Consider the following 19,686-nt stretch of genomic DNA (forward strand, 5'->3'; position numbering starts at 1 on the left):
AAATGAAAAGAAGCATTTATATTTTTTGTTTGGTAAGTTGTTTTTTCTTTCTTGGTTGTGAATCCGATGAGGTAGAAGAACTACCTCCAAACATTGTTGTTTTTTTGGTGGATGATATGGGTTGGCAGGATACCTCCGTTCCTTTTCATACGGAGCTGACTGCCCAAAATAAAAAATTCCATACCCCATACATGGAGAAATTGGCTGCTCAGGGAATGAAGTTTACCCAAGCCTATGCCACCCCGGTCTGCTCCCCAAGTAGGGTGAGTTTAATGACGGGAATGAATGCTGCTCGCCATAGAGTTACGAATTGGACACTGCTGAAAGATTCGCTACAACCAATGGAGAAAGACCACGATTCCCTACAATTTCCTGATTGGAACGTTAATGGCCTAAGTCCAGTTGACGGAGACCCAAAAAGTGTTCATGCCATGCCCTTGGCACAAGCACTTAGTGATATAGGGTATTATACGGTACATGCAGGAAAGGCCCATTTGGGCGCTATAGGAACTCCTGGGGAAAATCCCATTAACTTGGGTTTTCAAGTAAATATAGCAGGGCATGCAGCTGGGGCGCCGGAAAGCTATTTAGGGGAAGAGAATTTTGGAAATGGAAAGGAGGGCAAGGAAGTGTGGGCCGTACCGGGATTGGAAAAATATCATGGCAAGGATATTTTTTTAACCGAGGCCCTAACTCAAGAAGCGCTTAGTGCTTTGGATACCGCCGTAACTTCCCAACAACCCTTTTTTCTGTACATGTCCCACTATGCGGTTCATACGCCCATTATGGCCGATAAGCGTTTTTTCCAAAAATATCTGGAAAAGGGGTTGGATTCTACGGAAGCCAAATATGCTTCTTTGGTGGAGGGTATGGACAAAAGCCTCGGTGATATCATGCAATATTTAGAAGACAAGAAAGTAGCCGATAATACGGTGATTCTATTTATGTCTGACAATGGAGGGCTCAGTGCCCATGCCCGAGGTGGAGGAGAACCACATACCCATAACTTGCCGCTTTCAAGTGGAAAAGGATCTATGAGGGAAGGAGGAATTAGAGAACCCATGTTGGCCAAGTGGCCAGGTAAAATTGAACCGGGAACGCAATCCGGTTATCAGGTAATTATTGAGGATTTTTATCCCTCCATACTGGAAATGGCAGGAGTTGATAGTTTAAATACCATACAAAAGGTAGACGGACAAAGTTTTGTGCCAGTTCTGAAGGGCGAAAAGGAATATGATGGGGTAAGGTCTCTGTATTGGCATTACCCCAATGAATGGGGGCCATCAGGACCCGGAATTGGAGCGGCTAGTACTATAAGAAAAGGAGATTGGAAGCTAATTTACTATCATTTAAACCAAAAGATGGAGCTTTTTAATCTTAAGGAAGACATTGGTGAAACTAATAATCTTATTGAAAAAGAGGAGGATAAGGCGGCAGAATTGGCCAAGAATCTTACGAAACACCTTAAGGATGTTTACGCGCAGTTGCCCACCTACAAGATAAGCGGCAATCAAGTTCCCTATCCAGCAGAACTGTTCACAGAAGTGCAGCCAGAAAGCACAGAATAATTATAATGAGCTAAACTCCTTTTTTTTGAAGCACCTAAGGCAACAGCTTCTGTTTTAATTTTAGCAAAAAACAGCCATGCCCATCATAGGAAATATCATTAAAGGATTTATAGACGTTCGCGATAAGTTATCTGGCGAGAAGATTCCGGTAGAAGAACAAAAAGAGGTACTGAAAAAACTTCTTACAACGGCAAAGGATACGGCCTTTGGTAAAAATTATCGCTTTGAGGATATACTCAAGGCCCAACAGCCAGAGGTGGGATTTTCCCAAACGGTGCCTTTCCATGACTATAATAAAATGAACGATGAGTGGTGGCATCTTTTACACGAAGGTAGAAAGGATGTCACTTGGCCTGGAGAGCCAGATTATTTTGCTCTTAGTTCAGGAACAACAGGTAAGACTAGCAAACGTATTCCCGTAACGGATGAAATGATCGCTGCCATTAGAGAGGCAGGAATTCAGCAAGTATATGCTTTAAGCAATTTTGACTTACCAGCAGATTTTTTTGAAAAAGGAATTCTCATGTTGGGTAGCTCCACAGATTTGCAACAAGTTGATGGTCATAAAGAAGGAGAAATAAGTGGTATTAGTGCCAGTAATATTCCTAGTTGGTTCAGAGGGTACTACAAGCCGGGCGAAGAAATTGCAGAAATTGATGATTGGGACCAAAGAGTTCAAAAGATTGCAGAACAAGCGGCAGATTGGGATATTGGTGCCCTAAGTGGCATTCCTTCTTGGATGGAGCTCATGTTACAAAAGGTGATTGATTATCATGGACTAAATAACATTCATGAAATATGGCCCAATTTACAGGTTTACACCTCTGGAGGAGTGGCTTTTGGACCCTATAAAAAGAGTTTTAATGCGTTGTTGGGGAAGTCAATTACAGTTATTGATACGTATTTGGCTTCCGAGGGTTTTGTAGCTTTTCAGGCAAGGCCGGAAACAGATGCCATGCAATTGGTTACGGATGGAGGTATTTATTTCGAATTTGTACCGTTTCAACCAGAATACATCAACCAAGATGGGTCTCTGGTGAAGGACGCTCCGAGTATTACACTGGACAAAGTAGAGAAAGGGACGGATTATGTACTGATTATTTCAACGGTTTCCGGTGCATGGAGATATATCATTGGAGATACCATAGAATTTACGGATGTAGAACGGGCCGAAATAAAGATTACCGGTCGCACTAAATTCTTCCTCAATACGGTAGGTTCCCAATTATCGGTAAATAAATTGGATGATGCCGTTCAATTTTTGGAAGATGAATTTTCAATGAAAATTCCCGAATACACGCTTTGTGCCAATAGAATAGAGGACGACTTTTATCATTGCTGGTATTTGGGAACTGAGGACCATGTGGATAATGAAAAACTAGCGACCTCCTTGGACAACTACTTGAAAAGTGCCAATAAAAATTACAAAGTTGCTCGTTCCAAAGCTTTGAAAGGAGTTAAAGTCACCACTGTTGACCCTGATTTGTTTTACGACTGGAACGGAAGGAATAAGAAGAAAGGCGGGCAAGTGAAAATGGAACGTGTGATGGGCGAGGACAAGTTTGCGGAATGGGAAGAGTTTATTCAACAACAGGTGTAAAGTTCTACAACTAATATTTGGTACTGGATAACCTTATGGCTAAAGAAATATTAAGGCAGGCACTGGCAAAGGTCTTGGCAAACAGGTCTTTGTCCACCAAGGTCATAGCGTGTTTCAATTCTTCTAGGTTTCTCTCAAATGTCTGTAGGGTCTTTTCAGAATTAAAATCAATATCCGGAACGTTATTGGTTAAAATCTGATAGGCTTCAACAGCATTTTTTCTACTGTAATAGTCTTTTTGGCACTCTTTTAATTTGGCCAAGATTTGGTCTTTTAATCTCATAAAACTAGACATCATTTAGAAATGGGGTTAATATGTCTATATATTTTACTACTGGGGGGGAATCAAATATATTTATTTTTCTTTAGTAAACGTAAGAAAATACGTCATTATTTGAAATGAAGTGAACTTTTTTCCATCTGATATAGATTTTTACTATAACGTTTTCGTTAAAAAATATATTGTTGTTGAATTTTGATATTTTCCTTAGAGTTTATTCAATAAAAAAGGTTAAAAAGTAGGATAGTATTAAAGGGAAGAGAAGAATTTTAAACTGGAATTTTAATTATCACTCTCGACTTCTTCTTTTTCCTCCACCAACATCATAATTTCTTTAGGGGACAGATAGTATTTTTTTATACGGTTTTTATATTTTTCTTCAATTTCGGCATTATCCAATATAAAACTTTTGGTTTCTAGGATATATTCTGCCATGCCATGGCTAACAGCATACGTATCCGCAGCCCTTTCCGCTTCTTTCAGGTATGCTCCTGAAAGGGTGTACTTGATTCCAAACCATATGAGATTTAAACTGCTTCTATTCTTATAATCCATAATGTGGCCAAGCTCATGCCCTAACCAGCCAACCATGATATTTTTAGGTATGTCTTTGGTGAGGTAAACACTATCCGAAATTTTGACCCGTTCACTAATCAATACTACATATTTTCTCTTTCTCCTACCTTTGAACAGACTCCAAAAAACGGGCTGTGCTCTCATAGTCGATTTTTTAATGTTCTTTTTGAATTTAAAAGTGACTGGAGTTTCCGTTAGTTCTGGATAGTGCGATAACGCTGTTATTGCTTCTTCTTTAATAGACTCAGGAGCTTTATGTTGGGCATTAAGTGAAATCAGGGTCATATATATAAAAAAGCTTATGAAGCGCATAAGTTGAGCTTACAAGTGATAATAATTAGTGATTTTTGAATAATCTCAATATAGAAAAATCTTGATGACTTATAGAGTGTTTCTGTTTTAAGGTCAATTAAATAATGGAAAAAGTACTGAATTCCGGTTTTAAAGGAAGTAATTGATAATTGGAAAATATATTCCGTTCAAATAATAATATGCCTAGCTCTCTAACTAAGAAAATAGCGTTATACGTGCTTGCCGGATTGGTTTCTTTAACTCTTTTGGCTTTAGGTTATGTTCATGTAAGAGCAGAGGATTGGGTAGCTGACTTTCTTCAACGTAAAATACCTACCCATATCAACTTAGAATATGATCATATACAAACCAATATTCTAAACGGAAGTATTACTATAACTAATGTTGAAATGGCTATTAAGGATCGAGACTCCTTAAAACTACACACCACAATTCAATTGAATTCCATATCCCTTATTGATTTAGAGTACGGCCCATTCTTTTTAAAGGACAACATTGTGGTTTCACAACTAGATGTAGATAAACCTGAGGTCAACTATTATATTTCAAAAGATTATCCTCAAAAAAAGAAGGAACGACAAGGGGTGGTAAGTCTTCTGAAAACTATTGAAGTTGAAAAATTGAAAGTGGTAGAAGGTGTTCTTACAGTTCATAAAAACGATAGTACAACATTGAAGGCTGCCAGCATTAACTTTGAGGCCAACCATATTCAAACTAGCCCGGAACAAATTAAGAAAAGGATACCGGTAACTTATGGCTCCTACGATTTGGATATAAGGGAAGTCTTTGTGGATTTAGGTGCATATGAAAAATTAACGGTCAAGGAATTAAAGTTTCACGATGGAAATGTAAGGGTAGAGGATTTAACATTGGCTTCAAAATATGATAGGCAAAAATTATCTGAGTTTATTCCTGTAGAAAGGGATTATGTAAATCTAAAGATTCCAGAAATCCAATTAGATTCTATTGAAGTCTCTTTTATAGGAGACTCGTTATCCGTCACTACAGGTAATGGAAAAATTATAAATCCTATTGCCGAAATATATAGGGATAAGTTGGTAAAGGATGATGTAAGCCAAAAGAAACTATATAGTCAAATGCTTAGGGAATTACCTCTTTATCTACATGTGCCAAAGGTGGAAATTGAACAGGGAAATCTCACTTATTCAGAGAAAATTAAGGAAGGTGTCCCACCTGGTATGGTGAGTTTTCATGATTTGAATGCTACCATTGCCCAAGTAAACAATAAAGTAAAGTATGATGGTGTAACTGATATTAATGCAAAGGCCTTGTTAATGGGGCATGCACCTATAGAGCTTAATTGGCAATTTGATGTTACTAATAAAAATGATGCTTTTTTGGCCTCGGGAATTGTAAAAGATTTTAAATCCAATACCCTGAACAGCTTTTTGGAAAGTAGTTTGAGGGCCAAAGCCCAAGGAACTATAGACAGGCTATATTTCACCATTAGCGCAGATGGTCATTCTTCCACGGGTGATATTAAAATGAAATATGATGATTTTGAATTTGCGGTTCTCAAAAAGGACAGATTGGGCGTGAATAAGTTTCTGACCTTTCTGGGTAATCTTTTTGTCAATGACGGTTCCAAGAGTGACGCACAAGGATTTAGGTATGGGTCTATTGAGGTCCAACGTGATCCTACCAAATCCTTTTTCAATTATCTCTGGATAAATGTACAGGATGGTATGGTCAATACTATGCTGGGAAGGGGTAAAAAGGAAGATGCTGAATAAAAAAAGCTCCGTGTAACGGAGCTCTTTTCTTTCTCATAGCAGTGAGACTCCTTATGCTGTAGCAGCCAAGGATTTTTTATTGTCTTGGTACATTTTTGGACTACAGTTGTACCTTCTTTTAAAAATTTTGGAGAAATAGCTTCTGCTGGAAAGACCAACAGTATAAACTATTTCGCTAATATTCATATCCGTAGTGGAAATAAGTCGTTCTGCCGTATTCAACCTTTCATTTCTAATGAAATCCGAAACGGTTTTACCGTGTAACAATTTGAAACCTTCTTGAAGCTTACTTGCAGAAAGACCACAATCCAAACACAGGGACTTAATGGAATACTGAATTTCTGGGTGTTCCTCTATTTTTCTAGAAACTTCCTTAATACATTTAAGTTCGTACTGGGTTAAGGAACCGGTAGGATTCTGCTCATTTTCCAAATCGGACCGTAAATGTTGTATTTCCATAGCCAAGGTAAGGTTCAAAATTCCTTCAATAAGTAATTTTTTTACCAGACCTTCTTGCTTAATTTTTTCCAATTGAGCCAACTGCTCACCAATTCTTAAGTTGTATGTTCCAAAGTATCTTACGGGAGTGTCTTGTTCCTTACCATGCGAGAAAAGTTCCATCATGGTCTTTTTGAGGCTAGAAGGTAGATTGCTATCCAAATCTGTGCTAGTATCTACCGCTCTAATAATACACAACTTTACCCTTTGGTTGCTGGGAAAAATAAGTTCATTTACATGATTGGTCCCACCCATAATGGCTGTTTGGAACTCATCTAACAATAATTTATCCCTAAAATCTTGAAATCTTTGGTATAAATGACCTTTAAGACAGTACATAAAGTACAAGGGCATTGAAGGGGTAGGGTCATTGCTTATCTTAAAATCGTCTGTGAAGCAAACGTCATATTGTAAATATGATAATCCACCTTCTAGGGTAATTCCTTTGATGGTACCAGTGCCGTATTCGTTATCAAATTCGAGAATTCTTTCGCTACCGGATTCGGTAACGGAACCTCCCAAAGCTAAATTAATAGCGTTTAACGTTTTTTCTAATGATAATGTGTGTAGTGATAATGTTCTCATGGCTGCGTTGTTATTTTTAATGTTAATAGGAAATTAGTCTCTTGTTGGGTATTGCTCACAGGTGGGTTGATTACCTGTGGAGCCCAGGATAAAGTTGTCGATAACGATTTCGTTTTGAGTGTATAGCTCTCCGTTATTTTGCTTCGGTACTAAACCGAAAAACCTTAGTAAAGACATGCCCCTGATGATTTGATACAAATATGAGCCAATCAAATATTTAGTGTCTTACAGAATTTTGGGATACTGTTATATAATTTTGTAAAATCTCCGACAAACCGTCAATTTGTAGGGATAAGATTACGGTAGGCCAATAAAGTGAAGTAGAAGGGTGATACTTTTTTTTAAAGAGGGTGACGGTGTCGTTAGCATCTAGTCAAAGGGTAGGAAAACTTCAAACGTGGTACCTTTTCCGGGTTGGCTTTTAGCTTGGATATGACCACGATGGTTCTCTACAATTTTCTTGCAAATGGCCAATCCAAGACCCGTACCGGAAAAAGCATGCTTTTCATGGAGTCTTTCAAAAAGTTCAAATATCTTCTTGCTAAGCTCTTGTTCAAAACCAATGCCATTATCTTTTATGGATATTAGAAGATATTTTCCTTTAGGTAAGTTCGTGTCGGAATCTATTTTTTTGGCCTCTATTAGTTCATGAGTAATTTCTATAACTGGTGCCTGGTCGTGTTTTTTATATTTTAAGGCATTGCTAATTAAATTACTGAAAAGCTGTTCTAATTGAAATCCGGTACCGTTGACCAAGGGTAAATCCGGAACATTTATAGTTGCTTCCGTTTCCTTGATCCGTTCAGAAAAATCATCCAAGACCTTTTCAAAAACACCGTTTAGATTTACTTTAATAGGTGTGCTAACTTCAGTGTCTGTTATCCTAGAGTAGGACAATAAGTTTCTAATGAGTAATTGCATACGGTTGGCAGAATCCTCAATTTTATCTAGATAACGTTGTCCTCGCTCTGAAAGGTTCTCGCGGTCAAAATCCGATAACCTACTAATGAACATTTGGATTTTTCTTAAAGGTTCCTGAAGGTCATGGCTGGCAACACGGTTAAAGGATTCCAACTCTGCATTGGTTCTTTTTAGCGCTCTGTTCTTTAGTTTAAGGTTTTGTTCACTTTCAGTTTTAGCGGTTATATCACTAATAACGCCTACCATGAAAGATTGCCCATCTTTTTCAATAAAATGGGCCATAGAAGACATGTACTTGGTTTTGCCGTCTTGGGTCTTTATTTTGTATTTGCTTCGCGTTCTTGACTTTTCTTTTAATGCCTTGATGTTTTTAGCCTTTAGTCGTTTGGCCTCCTTTGGGCTTAAAAATGACAAAAAGCGTTCAAAAGAAGGTTCAAATTCCCCTGGTTTAAAGCCAAACAATCGAAATGCATTATCGGAATACTCCATGGTGCCATTATCTAAATTGAGATTGTAGCTACCTATTCCCGCTATTCTTTCGGCATCATTTAAAATGGTGTTCTGTACCTCTAATGCATCCTTTGAACGCTTAAGCTCTTCCTCAGCTACTTTTCTTTGGGTGATATCTTGTGAAAGAATGGTGACACCATCATCAAGGACCGCTATTTCATTACAGAAAAGAAATTCTCCCTTGGGCAGTTTGTATTCTCTCTCCACCTCTTCCGGTTCTCCGGTTTCAATTACTTTTTTATAGAGCTCGAAATCCCCATTCTTAAATAGAAAAGGATATTCCTCAGATATGAGCTTGCCTTCAATTTCAACGGAAGGCCTTCCCATGAGGTCGATAATCTTTTCGTTGGTATAGAGAATCTTAAAGTCTACAATTTCACCGGCCTCATTTCTAATGGCCTTAAAATAACTAACAATATATTGGAAGGATGAAAGAAGATTTTGTAAAAAGCCCGAAGTCTGCATAAGTGCACGGTTACGTTCTTCCAGCTGTTCGTTCAATGCCAAAAGTTTATTCTCGGCCTCCCTTTCAAGCGTGGTGTTCCTTACGGTAGTGCTTACACCATTTTCCAAAGGGGAAGCAATGGTGTGAAACCATACTTTTTTGCCATTTATAGTATACTCTGCCTCCTTTTCAAGTGCTTTATTTTGTTTAATGGCTTCAGCCAAAAAGGAGACATGCTCGTGTTGTTCTAAAAAGGGGAAAACTTCAGAAAGTTTTCTGCCTATGGCATCATCGGGTATAAACTCTATATCTTTTCTTCCTTGGGCATTGGAATATCCTATGGTAAAGTCTACTATATTATTGGAGCTATCCCTAATAGGTTGAAAGAAGTTTACAATATTATCGGTATTGTCCAAAATGTTGCGCAAAAAGGCACCAGTGGTGTCCATCTGCTTACGGTCCATGTTTATTTTGGTGAAGGAGAACATGAGAATTCCTAAGGCAAATAAGGCAGAGTATAAAATGTGGGTAGGCGTCAAAGTTACATTGGACTCATACTCTTTTCTACGCTCTTTTAGTAACCTTCTTTCCTCATCGATCATAGCTTCTTGAATGGCAGTAAGGCTATCCAATTGATTTTCTATAAGGAGTACCTTGTTACGTAGTGCTCTGGATTGTAAGATAAGCCGAGCGTTCTCCGTATTTAAGGTACCAAGTTCTTTGAAAAGTTTTTCGCTAAAGGTGGGGACTTTTTGAAGTCTCCTGACCTGGTCTTTATTGTCGCTTAATAAAAGCCTAAGTTTTTTAAGACCGGTGTCCGCCAATCCATCATATTCTTTAATTGAGGGTAGTAGGGTACTGTCATTGGTTATTAGAAATTGCACCCCATCTGCTTGCGAACTGGAATAGTTGGCAAACAACATGTTAATTTCATTAATGGTATTCTGGGTATGGGAAACAAGCTCCGTAGACTTGCGTAGAGCGGTATTTTGTTGAAATGAAGTGTAGGAGATGTAAAAAATGACAATGACGGCTAAAAGCAACAGAAGTAAGTAAGGCATAATGCCCGTTTTGGATTTACCAACGTTGCCTAAATCCGCCATTGTTCAACGTTATATTCTAAAGAGGAAATTACCCTTGTCCAATTCGTTTTCCTCGTATTGCCAATTTCTTTTAACCACTTGTGCAATGGTCTTTTTTAGCTCTTCAAACTTGTTGGGTTTGTTGATATAGATATTGGCCCCGTTCACAAAGGTCTCCTCAATATCCCTTTCCGATGATGAAGTGGAATATATGGCAACTACCAAATCTTCCAGTTCCGGATTGCTCCTTATTTTTTTTAGACATTCAAAACCGTCCATCACGGGCATGTTCAAATCTAGAAAAATCAACTGGGGAAATTCTTCACAGTCCCCGGTCAAAAAATCCAATAATTCCTGTCCGTTATGGAATTCTTGCAAATCAGTTTTCAATTCAATTTCCTGTAACGCATCGGCGAAAAACATTCTGTCGTCTTCATCGTCGTCTACAAGCACAACCTTCATGGGTTTAGTACTCATTTGGGTAATCTTTAATTAAGTGTTCTCGGTTTTTCTTCTTTCAAGTATGCGTAAAAAAGTTGTTGGCGTTAAACCTGTTACTTTTTTAAACTGCCCTGATAAATGGGCCACACTACTATAATCTAATTGATGGGCAATCTCTGTCAAGCTCATATCGCCTTGTAAAATAAGCTTTTTGGCGTACTCTATTTTGCGCAATATAATGAAATTCTCGATTGAGGTATACGTTTCTTCAGAAAACAGGTTAGAGAGATAAGAATAAGTGTATCCCAAGCGTTCTGTCAAGTAAGCAGATACCGTTTTCTTTCGCATATTCTGGGAATAAATAAGCTCATCTATCGCTTTTTTTATATCCCCCACAATATTATTTTTTCCTGCTTCCGTAAGTTGTATTCCATAGTTTGCAATTACATCGTCCACATCTTCTTTTAATTTTTTAGAAATATTGTCTGTAAGGACAAGTAATCCATTTTCTGTAAAAGAATGGGATATCCCTAATTTGTTAAGCTCTTTAGACATAACTTTTTGGCTCAACTCCTTTGGGTTGTAATTCAATCTAAATTTCATTGTTCAAGCTTCGGTCAATGACCCAAGGGGTCAAAGATAGTTATAATACCAGTGTTAAATTTAACGTTTTTGGTCAATTGTTTACCCTCTTTCAATAGGGATTCTAGTCAAATTTGTCATGGAAAAGGAAATAAAATTTAAATACCTTGATAAGCTATATTGATATCCAATGCATTAATCGTTTTAAAGACAATTTTATTTGTAATAAGATGCTAGGTGGGAGGTATTTCCATTTAATTTTAATTGAAAAAATGGACAGACCCAGCATAAAGAACGAAGAACAATACGAAGCTCTGAGGGACAAAGGCTATAGTCAAGAAAAGGCCGCACGTATTGCAAATACAGATGACTCTGGAAAAAAGGGAGGGAAGGCTAAACCCTATGATGAACGCACCAAACAAGAACTGTACGAGCAAGCTAAAAAAGTAGACATAGAAGGCAGGTCAAAAATGGACAAATCTGAATTGAAAAAGGCGCTTAGAAATAATTAAACTCTAGCAGAAGAATGGAATTAAAAAAATGCGACCGTGAAAACGGTCGCATTTTTTAGTTAGGGTAGGGTGCTGAAATTATTCATTTTCTACGAAATTCTCCTGTGGTATCTCTTTAAAAAATTCCGCAGTTTCCGTATCCGCATTGGGACCATAGGCCATTAGGAAGATTCCTTTATCATTGTCCGATGTCTCAATAACATATAGAATGGACATATCAGAAGGATTGCTCATACCTTCGTATCTGTGTTCTTCAATTACCGTGATTTGCTTTGGACCGAACTCTTTCTTACTCTCCGTCTCAATCAATTTTCCTTTAGCATATCTAAAGTTTTTTGAATAGCCTTTAGCTTCATATTTCCTTATGAGGTCTTGCTCATGTTTTGCGTACTCTTCCATAATCTTGTTTTTAGTTTTTATGCAAAACGGGCCTTCCCATCTGAGAAGACCCGTTCATATATGTTCTCTTCAAAAAGAGTTTTTTAATTGTCGTCTACGGCGTCTTCTACTTCATCTTGAACATCTTCTGCTCCTTCTTCAATATCATCTCCAACTTCATCCATAGTGTCTTCAATCTTTTCACCGGTGGATTTTTCTTCTCTACAACTATTGAAGGCGCTTAAAGAAAAGACTAATGCGCAAAGGGTCATAAAATAGTATACTGATTTTCTCATTTTCTGAAAATTTAAAATTAATTGTAATTTATTTATTGGAAAGTCTTTGTAGTCTAAATACTTTTTCTGCCCATAAAAAGGGAAATAACGAATAGTACTAAAAAGATAAAGAATAAGATTTTAGCAATACTTGCTGCACCTGCTGCAATTCCACCAAATCCAAATACTGCGGCTACTATAGCCAATATGACGAATATAACTGTCCAACGTAACATAATTTATTGTTTTAGGGTTAATATGTTTTCTCGTATACCTCATAAGGATTGTCCTTATTGGTATGATGTAAAATTCCGAAAATCAATTAGTTCCAATTGACCTAATCCATTTCAAAATTGATTCATCTAAAGTTTGAAAATTCAATTTTTCACGTTGGAATAAGTATTGAAGAGAATCGGATTTCAAGCCATAATAATTTCTTCGTGGTTTTAATAGCTAGAATAAAAAAAGACGCCAAAGAGGCGTCTTTTAATGGTTCTAATTAGGGGGTATTAAGCTAAGTCTTCAAGCTTTTTAATGTGCTCCAACCCTCCCACAATCTTATTTTTTTGCTGGGTAAGTAAGGTTTCTGTACTTGGAGGGAGATTGGTTTCATCCAACACTTCCTCATATTGTTCAATGGCCGCCTTTTCACCTTTAATGGCTTCTTCCAACATTGCTTCTTCGCTATCCGCGGAAAACCATTCTTTTACATCCATCCATGAACGATGGGCCTTACTTGCAAAGCTATCTCCCTTGTCCACGTCTTGATTATATTGCTTTATTTCCGATTTTAAGGCGTGACCAAAGTCATAGCGTTCTTGAGCCTTTTTTTTAAAATAGTTCTTAAGATTTGAATCGGCAACATTTTCCGCTGCTTTTAGATATCCTTTTTCAGCATCATAAGTGCGTTCCAAAATATTATTTAATTGACTTCCTACTTTTTCTGTATATGTACTCATAATTCATCATTTTAATTAGTGACAACTTTCTTTATTTAAAGGATGTTTGCCACTTATCATCCAAAACTTACCTAAAATTACTTATAAGCATGAGCGGGCCTTTGTTCAAAAACTAAAAGAATTGATGGGAAAGACTGTAGGGTTAAAAGAGCTCGTATTCAATGCTATAGGATTCTTGTTTATACTGGTAATTAGTGAAATTCATCTAAATAATTAAAATAATAAGTAATGATACAAAAAGGAACGAATGTCAAATGGGAATGGGGTAATGGTAGTGCTCAGGGAAAAGTGAAAGAGACCTATACCAAGGAAGTCACTAAAAAAATAAAGGGTAATGAAGTAACCAGAAAGGGAGAAGAGGGCAACAAGGCTTTATATATAGAACAAGAGGATGGTGACCATGTTCTTAAAAGCGAAAGTGAAGTAGAACGTGTAGATTGATCAAGAAACACACTCCTCGAGAGGATTGAATTTTTCAATTCTTTTGAGGATGGCTTTTTCTGAGGAGGTAAAATGCCGGCTGTTCCTAAACTTGTTAGCTTGTTCGAAGGTTCGGTCCAAACTGCCTTCTTCATATTCCTTTACCAACAAAGGGTGCACATAATACTTTCTACATACATTTCGTGTATTCCCTAAGGCTTTAGCAGCAGCATCAAAACCGGCCAGCACATTTTTATGTAATTGTTTTTCTTCTTCTGCGGGAGGTAGCTCTAAAAGACTATCAAAAAATACTACGGTAGCGGCCCAAGTCCTAAAATCCTTGGCTGTAAATGAATAACCACTGATTTCTTTAATATAATCATTGACCATTTCACTATCAATGACCTGTTTCTCCCCATTTTTGTCATAAAATTTAAAAAGTTCCCAACCGGGTATTTCCTCGCATCGGTTTACTAGCTTTATCAATTTTTTGTTCCGTAAGGTAATTTTATGCTCTTTACCTTTTTTACCTGTAAAATGAAAGCGTAATTTATCTCTATAGGCATCCACATGTTTTTTTCTTAGGGTAGTAAGTCCGTACGATTTATTTCTTCGGGCATATTGCTCATTTCCTATACGAATATGGGTCTCTTCCATTAATTTGACCACCAGGGCCAGCACTTTTCTTCGTGGCCATCCCCTCAGCTCCATATCTTTTTCTACCTGTTTTCTTATTTTGGGGAGTACTTTACCAAAAAAGGACATTCGGTAGAATTTGGTTTGATTTCTAACCTTTGTCCAAAGACTATGGTACCTATACTGTTTTCGTTTTTTTTCATCCTTACCTATGGCTTGCAGATGGCCATTTTCTAAATGCGTGATTCTTACTTCTTCCCAAGCAGGTGGAATCACTAGACTATTTATTCGTTCTATGTGCTGTTCTTCGGTAAGGCGACCTTTAGGAGATAGATAAATAAAATTATCTTTATTTTTTTTACGGACTATGGAAAGATGTTCTTCCGTAACATAAACCAAGTTAATATGTTCAATAGCCGTTTTGGGGGAATCTATCAACTGCTTTATCAGCTTGGTATCTAGAGTTTTTACGGCCATTTTCGTTTCAAGAAGAAATTAACGGTTTTCTTCCATATGTTTGTTGTAATCATTTGCCAGCGCGGTCTTGTTTCCATCGGAAAAGACCTTTCCTGCAATTTGAAAGAATTGATGCTCTTCGTCTTCTAAATGGTGTTCTACCTTTTCTTGAAGATCTTTGGCAATTTTTAACCAGGCAGATGAAGAATATTCCGTTTCTTCTAACTGTTCTATCAGTTCATCAATTTCATGATGTTCGGCTATGCCATGTCTCGCCAAATCCTGGGTTCTATCCACATCAATTAGCGGTTTATAAAAATAGCGCTCTTCCGCGTCGGCATGAATTTCTAATTCAGTTTTAAGTTTCTTGAAAATTTCGTCTCTTGCAGAAGTATCACCGGAAGTGTCTACAAGTTGATCCAGTAATTTTCTCTGAATGTCATGGTCTTGTCTTAAGGCTTCGAAAATGTTCATGGCGCTAAATTTTTAAATACGACTTGATACTGAAAATGGCTTCGACAATTGAAGTACGCCGAAACCATTCTCTAACAACCAACCAAACTATTTTTACTACGACTAAGCGTATAACTGTTTTGTATCAACACTCCAAAAGTAGGCTGATAGGCCTAGATGTTTTTGCTCTATCAAGTTATTGATTGACTGTAAAATAAAATATAGTGTAGGGCTGCTTTTGCGGCTTCAACATAAAATCAAAAACACCACTAATTATTTTAATTGCAACAATTCACCTGTGTTGAAAGGCATAATTTGCGGCATGGAAACGTATAAAGAACAGACAGCAATGAAACAAGGAACGGAAAAAACCGACTTTATAAAAGAGGAAGAGGAAAAGCACGACCAATACATATTCCAGAAGAATACAAAGACTAAAACCGGCACCTATATCATAGCGGCCTTTTTGGTTCTTCTAGTAATAGGAATTATTGTTTCGGCATTGATTTTTGGCTCTCCTCAAGCCTAACCTATTGGTTATTAAAGAACATTTAAACAGAAATTATATGAACACTAAAAATATTGTAACAGCCTTTTTAATTATTGTGCTATCAGGTACTTTGGCCTTCGGTCAAAAGACCACTATCGATTTGGACAAATTTATGGAGTTAAAGGTCTATGACAGAATTAATGTAACCTTAGTGAAATCTACTGAAAATAAAGCCATAATTACAGGCGATGATGCAGATGATGTAAAAATATCAAATGACGATGGACTTCTTAAAATAAGAATGGAAGTGAAGGATTTTCTAGATGGAAATGAAACCAATGTAGAATTACATTATACAGAAGAATTGGCCTTAATAGATGCCAATGAAGGAGCTGAGGTAGTTTCTCAAAGTGAATTGGCAAATAGGTATATTTCTATTAGAACGCAAGAAGGAGGGCAAGTAAAAGCTTCTGTAAACACCCGTAATTTGGACGTTAAAGCCATTACCGGAGGAAAAATTTGGCTTAGCGGTGAGGCACCTAATCAAGAGGCCAGTGTACGCTCTGGAGGTGAATACCACGCGAAGGATTTGGCTTCGAATCAGACAGAGGTTACCGTTTTTGCAGGTGGAAAAGCTTTCGTTAATTCAAAAGAGTTCGTTGAGGCGAACGTAACCGCGGGCGGTACCATTGAAATTTTTGGTAACCCGGAGCAAATAGAACAAGACAAGACTTTTGGTGGGTCAATTGTCGTGAATAATTAATATGGTACCACTAAATAGGAAAGCCGGCTTTAAGCCGGTTTTTTTATGCCCGTATGTTACGCTAGCCCATTACATCTACTTGCTGAACGGTTTCACCCTTTTTGGCCATCAACCTTACATCTTCTAAACTTAAATAGAGACAGGGTACGATTACTAGGATAATGGCAGTTGCGAAAACAATACCAAAACCTAACGAAATAGCCATGGGAATAAGATGGAACGCTTGACTTGATGTTTCTAAAATGATAGGCGCGAGACCACCAAAAGTGGTCATTGTGGTAAGCATAATGGGCCTGAATCTTCGTAGACCGGCTTCATGAATGGATTTATAAATGGCAAAACCTTCTTTTCTTCGCTTGTTGGCGTAATCGATCATAATCAGGGAGTCGTTCACGACTACCCCAGAAAGTGCGATAACCCCCATTAGACTTACCAAAGATAAATCGTATCCCAAAAGAATATGGCCAATAACGGCCCCTACAATCCCAAAAGGAATAGCGGTCATTACGATCAAGGGTTGAATATAGCTACTAAAGGCAATGGCCAAGAGGGCATAAATAAGAAGCATGGCAATGGTAAATCCTGCCTTTAGGGTATTGGTACTTTCGCGCATATCTGCTTGGCTACCCTCAAAACTCCATGTAAGCCCTGGGAAATCTGCCCTTAACTGTGGTAAAGTCTCTTCTTGAACGGATGAGATGACCCTGCCCACGGTATTGGCAGGTTCCACATCCATACCCACGTTAACCACCCTTCTTCCGTCTCTACGGTTGATACTGGTAAAAGCTTCCCGTTGTTCAATTTCCACAACGTCTAAAAGGGGTACCTCAATTCCATTTGGTGTCCTGATTAAGAAATTTTCCAGGTTGTTAATATCCTTTCTTTCCTCCTGTGGCAATTTAACGCGAACTTCTATTTCGTTCATGCCGCGCAATTGCCTCATGGCCAATGCCCCAAAAAAAGCATCCCTGACCTGTCTTCCTACTTCGTCCGAGGTTAATCCTAAATTTCGCCCTTGGGGCAAAAGTTTAAAATCATATTGCAACTTACCCTTGTTGTAATTGTCGGTTACGTCACGGGTATTGCTAAAACTTTTCATACGTTCAACAAAAGCCGCACTGGCTTTTTCCAATACATCGATATCAGAATGGCTTAAGTCTACACTAATGGCCTGTCTGGCTCCTCCCGGGCCTCTTTCGGCCTCAAAGGTTATTTGGTCTACACCCTCAATATCGCCAATATTGTCCCTCCATAGGGCAATAACTTCGCGGGCCGTTATATCCCTCTGATCGGGTGGCAGCATAACAATTTCCACATCGATAAAATTTTGACCTCGAACATTGGTTTTCATGCCTTCGGCCACTTCATATAGATTATGCTCTTCAAACATCCGTTGCGTTGCTTGAGAAATATCATGCGCAACCTTTGCGGCCTGATCGGGTGTTGTACCTACAGGCAGCCGTACCCCGGCCTCAATTTCGTCTGCTGCAACCTCTGGCATCATGATGAGGCCCATATGTCCGCTATAACCAAAACCACCAACCACCAATAAAAGGGCTACAGCTGCACTAAGGGTTATGTAGCGGTATTGGAGACAAAAGTCTAAAAATGGGCGGTATTTATTTTCAACGAAACGGTCAAAGGTACCGGCGAAAGAACGCTGCCAACCCTCCAATTTCTTGACCCATGTATTCTTGTTTTCTTCTTTTTTTAAATGCGCCAAGTGAGAGGGAAGAATAAAAAGGGCCTCCAATAGGCTAACACCTAAAATCACTATTACTACTGCCGGTAACGGTTGCCAGAACTTTCCAGTTTCCCCGGGCATAAAAAGTAGGGGAACGAAAGCAATGATGGTGGTAACAATACTGAAAACCACTGGGGAAGCCACATCTTTAGTACCTTCAATAGCGGCTTTCATAGGGCTGAGACCCTTTTGGCGGTATTCGTAAACATTTTCACCTACCACAATAGCATCATCTACCACAATACCCAAAACCACCAAAAACCCGAACATAGAAATCATATTCACACTTATGCCAATGAGTGGTAGCAAAATCATTCCGCCAATAAAGGAAACCGTCATACCCATCATAACCCAAAAGGCGAGTCGGTACTCCAGAAAGAGGGTAAGGATTATCAAAACAATAATGATTGCCAACACCCCATTTTCGGTCAATAAGGAAAGTCTTTCCCTGTAATCTGCTGCGCGATTGCTGTCAGTCCTATATTTTACGCCGGGGGGGAGTTGAAAATCTGCTAGAATTTCATCTACGGCATCCGCTATTTCAAGCGGGGACTGGTCTCCAATTCTAAATATTCTAAGTTCCACATAATTCTCTTGGTTAAATTGTCCGTGGAAACCTACTTCCTCGAATCCATCGGTAATGGTAGCAATTTCCTTAAGAGCTACTTTGGCTCCCGTATCCGAGGAAACAATAGTGATGTTACCATACTCCTTGGCCCATTGTTTACGTTCCTGCATCCTAAGTAAAATCTCACCGCTACGCGTTTGTACGGCCCCGGCCGGTACATCGTTGCTGCTTTGTCTAATAATATCCGCCACTTGCCCAAGGGTAAGATTATATTTCTGGAGATTACGCCGTGGAATTTCAATATGGGTCTCGTAATCGGGTACGTTCCCCAATTCAACTTGCGTAATCTGTGGATTGTTCAAAAGAATATTACGGAGTCTTTCTGCTAATTGCCTTAGTGTCCATATATCTGCCTCACCAAAAAGACCAATTTGCAAAACATCCCGTTGTCTGGATTGTAAACGAACTTCAGGTCGCTCAATATCATCAGGAAAAGTCCGTATGCGGTTAATGGCCTGGTCAATATCTTGAAAGGCCTTCATACGTTCCGTTCCTGCAACCAATTCTATACTTATTTCTGCGGAACCCTCACTGGCTTCGGAAACCACTTCTTTGATTCCTTGCACGCCCCTTACGGCCTCTTCTACCGGTTGAAGCACCCCTTGTTCCACTTCTGCGGGACTGGCACCGGGATAAACCACGGAAACTTCCACAAAATCCAATTGAAATTCCGGAAAAACCTCCTTTTGAATCGTATACATAGTAAACAGACCACCTCCCAAAAGAATGATCATGAGCAAATTGGTGGCAATGGAATTTTTTGCCATGTAGGCAATGGCCCCCTCTTTTCTGGTCTTCTTTTCTTCCTTTTCCATTTT

General features: G+C 38.5%; 20 protein-coding genes. 7 read left to right on the forward strand and 13 right to left on the reverse strand.

Going from position 1 to position 19,686, the window contains the following annotated elements:
• The first annotated feature begins 2 nt into the window (after positions 1–2).
• Positions 3–1,568 (forward strand): sulfatase, encoded by a 1,566-nt coding sequence (locus BIZ36_RS06400; protein ID WP_187457055.1) that lies wholly within the window; start codon positions 3–5, stop codon positions 1,566–1,568.
• 76 nt (positions 1,569–1,644) lie between these two features.
• Positions 1,645–3,168 carry a GH3 family acyl-acid amido synthetase gene (locus BIZ36_RS06405; protein WP_187457056.1) on the forward strand — a complete coding sequence of 508 codons (1,524 nt, stop codon included), beginning with the start codon at positions 1,645–1,647 and terminating at the stop codon, positions 3,166–3,168.
• 10 nt (positions 3,169–3,178) lie between these two features.
• On the opposite strand, the gene BIZ36_RS06410 is transcribed toward BIZ36_RS06405, so the two are convergent.
• Together BIZ36_RS06410 and BIZ36_RS06415 are read right to left on the reverse strand one after the other, a co-directional pair.
• The gene (locus tag BIZ36_RS06410) at positions 3,179–3,451 is read right to left on the reverse strand and encodes a hypothetical protein (protein WP_187457057.1); all 273 of its coding nucleotides are present in this window, start codon (positions 3,449–3,451) and stop codon (positions 3,179–3,181) included.
• A gap of 279 nt (positions 3,452–3,730) precedes the next feature.
• Positions 3,731–4,309: a hypothetical protein gene (locus BIZ36_RS06415; RefSeq protein ID WP_187457058.1), complete on the reverse strand. Its 579-nt coding sequence runs from the start codon at positions 4,307–4,309 to the stop codon at positions 3,731–3,733.
• Positions 4,310–4,515: 206 nt separating this feature from the next.
• Between BIZ36_RS06415 and BIZ36_RS06420 the strand changes: the two genes are divergently transcribed.
• Positions 4,516–6,090 carry a hypothetical protein gene (locus BIZ36_RS06420; protein WP_187457059.1) on the forward strand — a complete coding sequence of 525 codons (1,575 nt, stop codon included), beginning with the start codon at positions 4,516–4,518 and terminating at the stop codon, positions 6,088–6,090.
• A 51-nt stretch (positions 6,091–6,141) separates the two neighbouring features.
• Here the strand turns inward: BIZ36_RS06420 and BIZ36_RS06425 are convergent, their stop codons facing one another.
• From BIZ36_RS06425 to BIZ36_RS06440, 4 genes are all read right to left on the reverse strand, one after another.
• Positions 6,142–7,173, reverse strand: coding sequence for a helix-turn-helix domain-containing protein (locus BIZ36_RS06425; RefSeq protein ID WP_187457060.1), 1,032 nt, complete (start codon positions 7,171–7,173; stop codon positions 6,142–6,144).
• Positions 7,174–7,542: 369 nt separating this feature from the next.
• A complete protein-coding gene (locus BIZ36_RS06430; RefSeq protein WP_187457061.1) occupies positions 7,543–10,152 on the reverse strand; it encodes an ATP-binding protein in 2,610 nt (869 codons plus the stop codon).
• Positions 10,153–10,161: 9 nt separating this feature from the next.
• Positions 10,162–10,608 carry a response regulator gene (locus BIZ36_RS06435; protein WP_187457062.1) on the reverse strand — a complete coding sequence of 149 codons (447 nt, stop codon included), beginning with the start codon at positions 10,606–10,608 and terminating at the stop codon, positions 10,162–10,164.
• 15 nt (positions 10,609–10,623) lie between these two features.
• Entirely contained in the window at positions 10,624–11,175 is a 552-nt protein-coding gene (locus BIZ36_RS06440; RefSeq protein WP_187457063.1) for a helix-turn-helix domain-containing protein, read from the reverse strand.
• 251 nt (positions 11,176–11,426) lie between these two features.
• Here BIZ36_RS06440 and BIZ36_RS06445 point away from each other — a divergent pair, with 251 nt between their 5' ends.
• A complete protein-coding gene (locus tag BIZ36_RS06445) occupies positions 11,427–11,666 on the forward strand; it encodes a DUF7218 family protein (protein ID WP_187457064.1) in 240 nt (79 codons plus the stop codon).
• A gap of 78 nt (positions 11,667–11,744) precedes the next feature.
• Here BIZ36_RS06445 and BIZ36_RS06450 read toward each other — a convergent pair whose 3' ends face one another.
• The 4 genes from BIZ36_RS06450 to BIZ36_RS06465 form a co-directional block, all read right to left on the reverse strand.
• Positions 11,745–12,065 carry a hypothetical protein gene (locus BIZ36_RS06450; RefSeq protein ID WP_187457065.1) on the reverse strand — a complete coding sequence of 107 codons (321 nt, stop codon included), beginning with the start codon at positions 12,063–12,065 and terminating at the stop codon, positions 11,745–11,747.
• A gap of 83 nt (positions 12,066–12,148) precedes the next feature.
• Complete coding sequence (locus tag BIZ36_RS06455) at positions 12,149–12,340, reverse strand: hypothetical protein (protein ID WP_121849922.1); 192 nt, start codon at positions 12,338–12,340, stop codon at positions 12,149–12,151.
• A gap of 53 nt (positions 12,341–12,393) precedes the next feature.
• Entirely contained in the window at positions 12,394–12,555 is a 162-nt protein-coding gene (locus BIZ36_RS06460) for a DUF1328 domain-containing protein (RefSeq protein ID WP_187457066.1), read from the reverse strand.
• A gap of 273 nt (positions 12,556–12,828) precedes the next feature.
• A complete protein-coding gene (locus tag BIZ36_RS06465) occupies positions 12,829–13,278 on the reverse strand; it encodes a ferritin-like domain-containing protein (RefSeq protein WP_187457067.1) in 450 nt (149 codons plus the stop codon).
• Between the two features lie 228 nt (positions 13,279–13,506).
• Here BIZ36_RS06465 and BIZ36_RS06470 point away from each other — a divergent pair, with 228 nt between their 5' ends.
• The gene (locus tag BIZ36_RS06470) at positions 13,507–13,719 is read left to right on the forward strand and encodes a hypervirulence associated TUDOR domain-containing protein (protein ID WP_187457068.1); all 213 of its coding nucleotides are present in this window, start codon (positions 13,507–13,509) and stop codon (positions 13,717–13,719) included.
• Here BIZ36_RS06470 and BIZ36_RS06475 read toward each other — a convergent pair whose 3' ends face one another.
• Complete coding sequence (locus tag BIZ36_RS06475) at positions 13,720–14,811, reverse strand: DNA topoisomerase IB (protein ID WP_187457069.1); 1,092 nt, start codon at positions 14,809–14,811, stop codon at positions 13,720–13,722.
• 18 nt (positions 14,812–14,829) lie between these two features.
• Positions 14,830–15,264: a hemerythrin domain-containing protein gene (locus tag BIZ36_RS06480; protein ID WP_187457070.1), complete on the reverse strand. Its 435-nt coding sequence runs from the start codon at positions 15,262–15,264 to the stop codon at positions 14,830–14,832.
• Between the two features lie 301 nt (positions 15,265–15,565).
• Between BIZ36_RS06480 and BIZ36_RS06485 the strand changes: the two genes are divergently transcribed.
• Both BIZ36_RS06485 and BIZ36_RS06490 read left to right on the forward strand, forming a co-directional pair.
• Complete coding sequence (locus BIZ36_RS06485) at positions 15,566–15,772, forward strand: hypothetical protein (RefSeq protein WP_187457071.1); 207 nt, start codon at positions 15,566–15,568, stop codon at positions 15,770–15,772.
• 37 nt (positions 15,773–15,809) lie between these two features.
• Positions 15,810–16,496 (forward strand): head GIN domain-containing protein, encoded by a 687-nt coding sequence (locus BIZ36_RS06490; RefSeq protein ID WP_187457072.1) that lies wholly within the window; start codon positions 15,810–15,812, stop codon positions 16,494–16,496.
• A gap of 61 nt (positions 16,497–16,557) precedes the next feature.
• Here BIZ36_RS06490 and BIZ36_RS06495 read toward each other — a convergent pair whose 3' ends face one another.
• Positions 16,558–19,683, reverse strand: coding sequence for an efflux RND transporter permease subunit (locus tag BIZ36_RS06495; protein WP_187457073.1), 3,126 nt, complete (start codon positions 19,681–19,683; stop codon positions 16,558–16,560).
• Between the last annotated feature and the right edge of the window lie 3 nt (positions 19,684–19,686).

This window comes from Cytophaga sp. FL35 (genome assembly GCF_014349235.1).
Taxonomy (GTDB): Bacteria; Bacteroidota; Bacteroidia; order Flavobacteriales; family Flavobacteriaceae; genus Euzebyella.

Bases quoted from the DNA above. Each gene is read 5' to 3' on its own strand.
- BIZ36_RS06400 (WP_187457055.1), top strand. From the start codon at position 3: ATGAAAAGAAGCATTTATATTTTTTGTTTGGTAAGTTGTTTTTTCTTT.
- BIZ36_RS06405 (WP_187457056.1), top strand. From the start codon at position 1,645: ATGCCCATCATAGGAAATATCATTAAAGGATTTATAGACGTTCGCGAT.
- BIZ36_RS06410 (WP_187457057.1), bottom strand. From the start codon at position 3,451: ATGAGATTAAAAGACCAAATCTTGGCCAAATTAAAAGAGTGCCAAAAA.
- BIZ36_RS06415 (WP_187457058.1), bottom strand. From the start codon at position 4,309: ATGACCCTGATTTCACTTAATGCCCAACATAAAGCTCCTGAGTCTATT.
- BIZ36_RS06420 (WP_187457059.1), top strand. From the start codon at position 4,516: ATGCCTAGCTCTCTAACTAAGAAAATAGCGTTATACGTGCTTGCCGGA.
- BIZ36_RS06425 (WP_187457060.1), bottom strand. From the start codon at position 7,173: ATGAGAACATTATCACTACACACATTATCATTAGAAAAAACGTTAAAC.
- BIZ36_RS06430 (WP_187457061.1), bottom strand. From the start codon at position 10,152: ATGGCGGATTTAGGCAACGTTGGTAAATCCAAAACGGGCATTATGCCT.
- BIZ36_RS06435 (WP_187457062.1), bottom strand. From the start codon at position 10,608: ATGAGTACTAAACCCATGAAGGTTGTGCTTGTAGACGACGATGAAGAC.
- BIZ36_RS06440 (WP_187457063.1), bottom strand. From the start codon at position 11,175: ATGAAATTTAGATTGAATTACAACCCAAAGGAGTTGAGCCAAAAAGTT.
- BIZ36_RS06445 (WP_187457064.1), top strand. From the start codon at position 11,427: ATGGACAGACCCAGCATAAAGAACGAAGAACAATACGAAGCTCTGAGG.
- BIZ36_RS06450 (WP_187457065.1), bottom strand. From the start codon at position 12,065: ATGGAAGAGTACGCAAAACATGAGCAAGACCTCATAAGGAAATATGAA.
- BIZ36_RS06455 (WP_121849922.1), bottom strand. From the start codon at position 12,340: ATGAGAAAATCAGTATACTATTTTATGACCCTTTGCGCATTAGTCTTT.
- BIZ36_RS06460 (WP_187457066.1), bottom strand. From the start codon at position 12,555: ATGTTACGTTGGACAGTTATATTCGTCATATTGGCTATAGTAGCCGCA.
- BIZ36_RS06465 (WP_187457067.1), bottom strand. From the start codon at position 13,278: ATGAGTACATATACAGAAAAAGTAGGAAGTCAATTAAATAATATTTTG.
- BIZ36_RS06470 (WP_187457068.1), top strand. From the start codon at position 13,507: ATGATACAAAAAGGAACGAATGTCAAATGGGAATGGGGTAATGGTAGT.
- BIZ36_RS06475 (WP_187457069.1), bottom strand. From the start codon at position 14,811: ATGGCCGTAAAAACTCTAGATACCAAGCTGATAAAGCAGTTGATAGAT.
- BIZ36_RS06480 (WP_187457070.1), bottom strand. From the start codon at position 15,264: ATGAACATTTTCGAAGCCTTAAGACAAGACCATGACATTCAGAGAAAA.
- BIZ36_RS06485 (WP_187457071.1), top strand. From the start codon at position 15,566: ATGGAAACGTATAAAGAACAGACAGCAATGAAACAAGGAACGGAAAAA.
- BIZ36_RS06490 (WP_187457072.1), top strand. From the start codon at position 15,810: ATGAACACTAAAAATATTGTAACAGCCTTTTTAATTATTGTGCTATCA.
- BIZ36_RS06495 (WP_187457073.1), bottom strand. From the start codon at position 19,683: ATGGAAAAGGAAGAAAAGAAGACCAGAAAAGAGGGGGCCATTGCCTAC.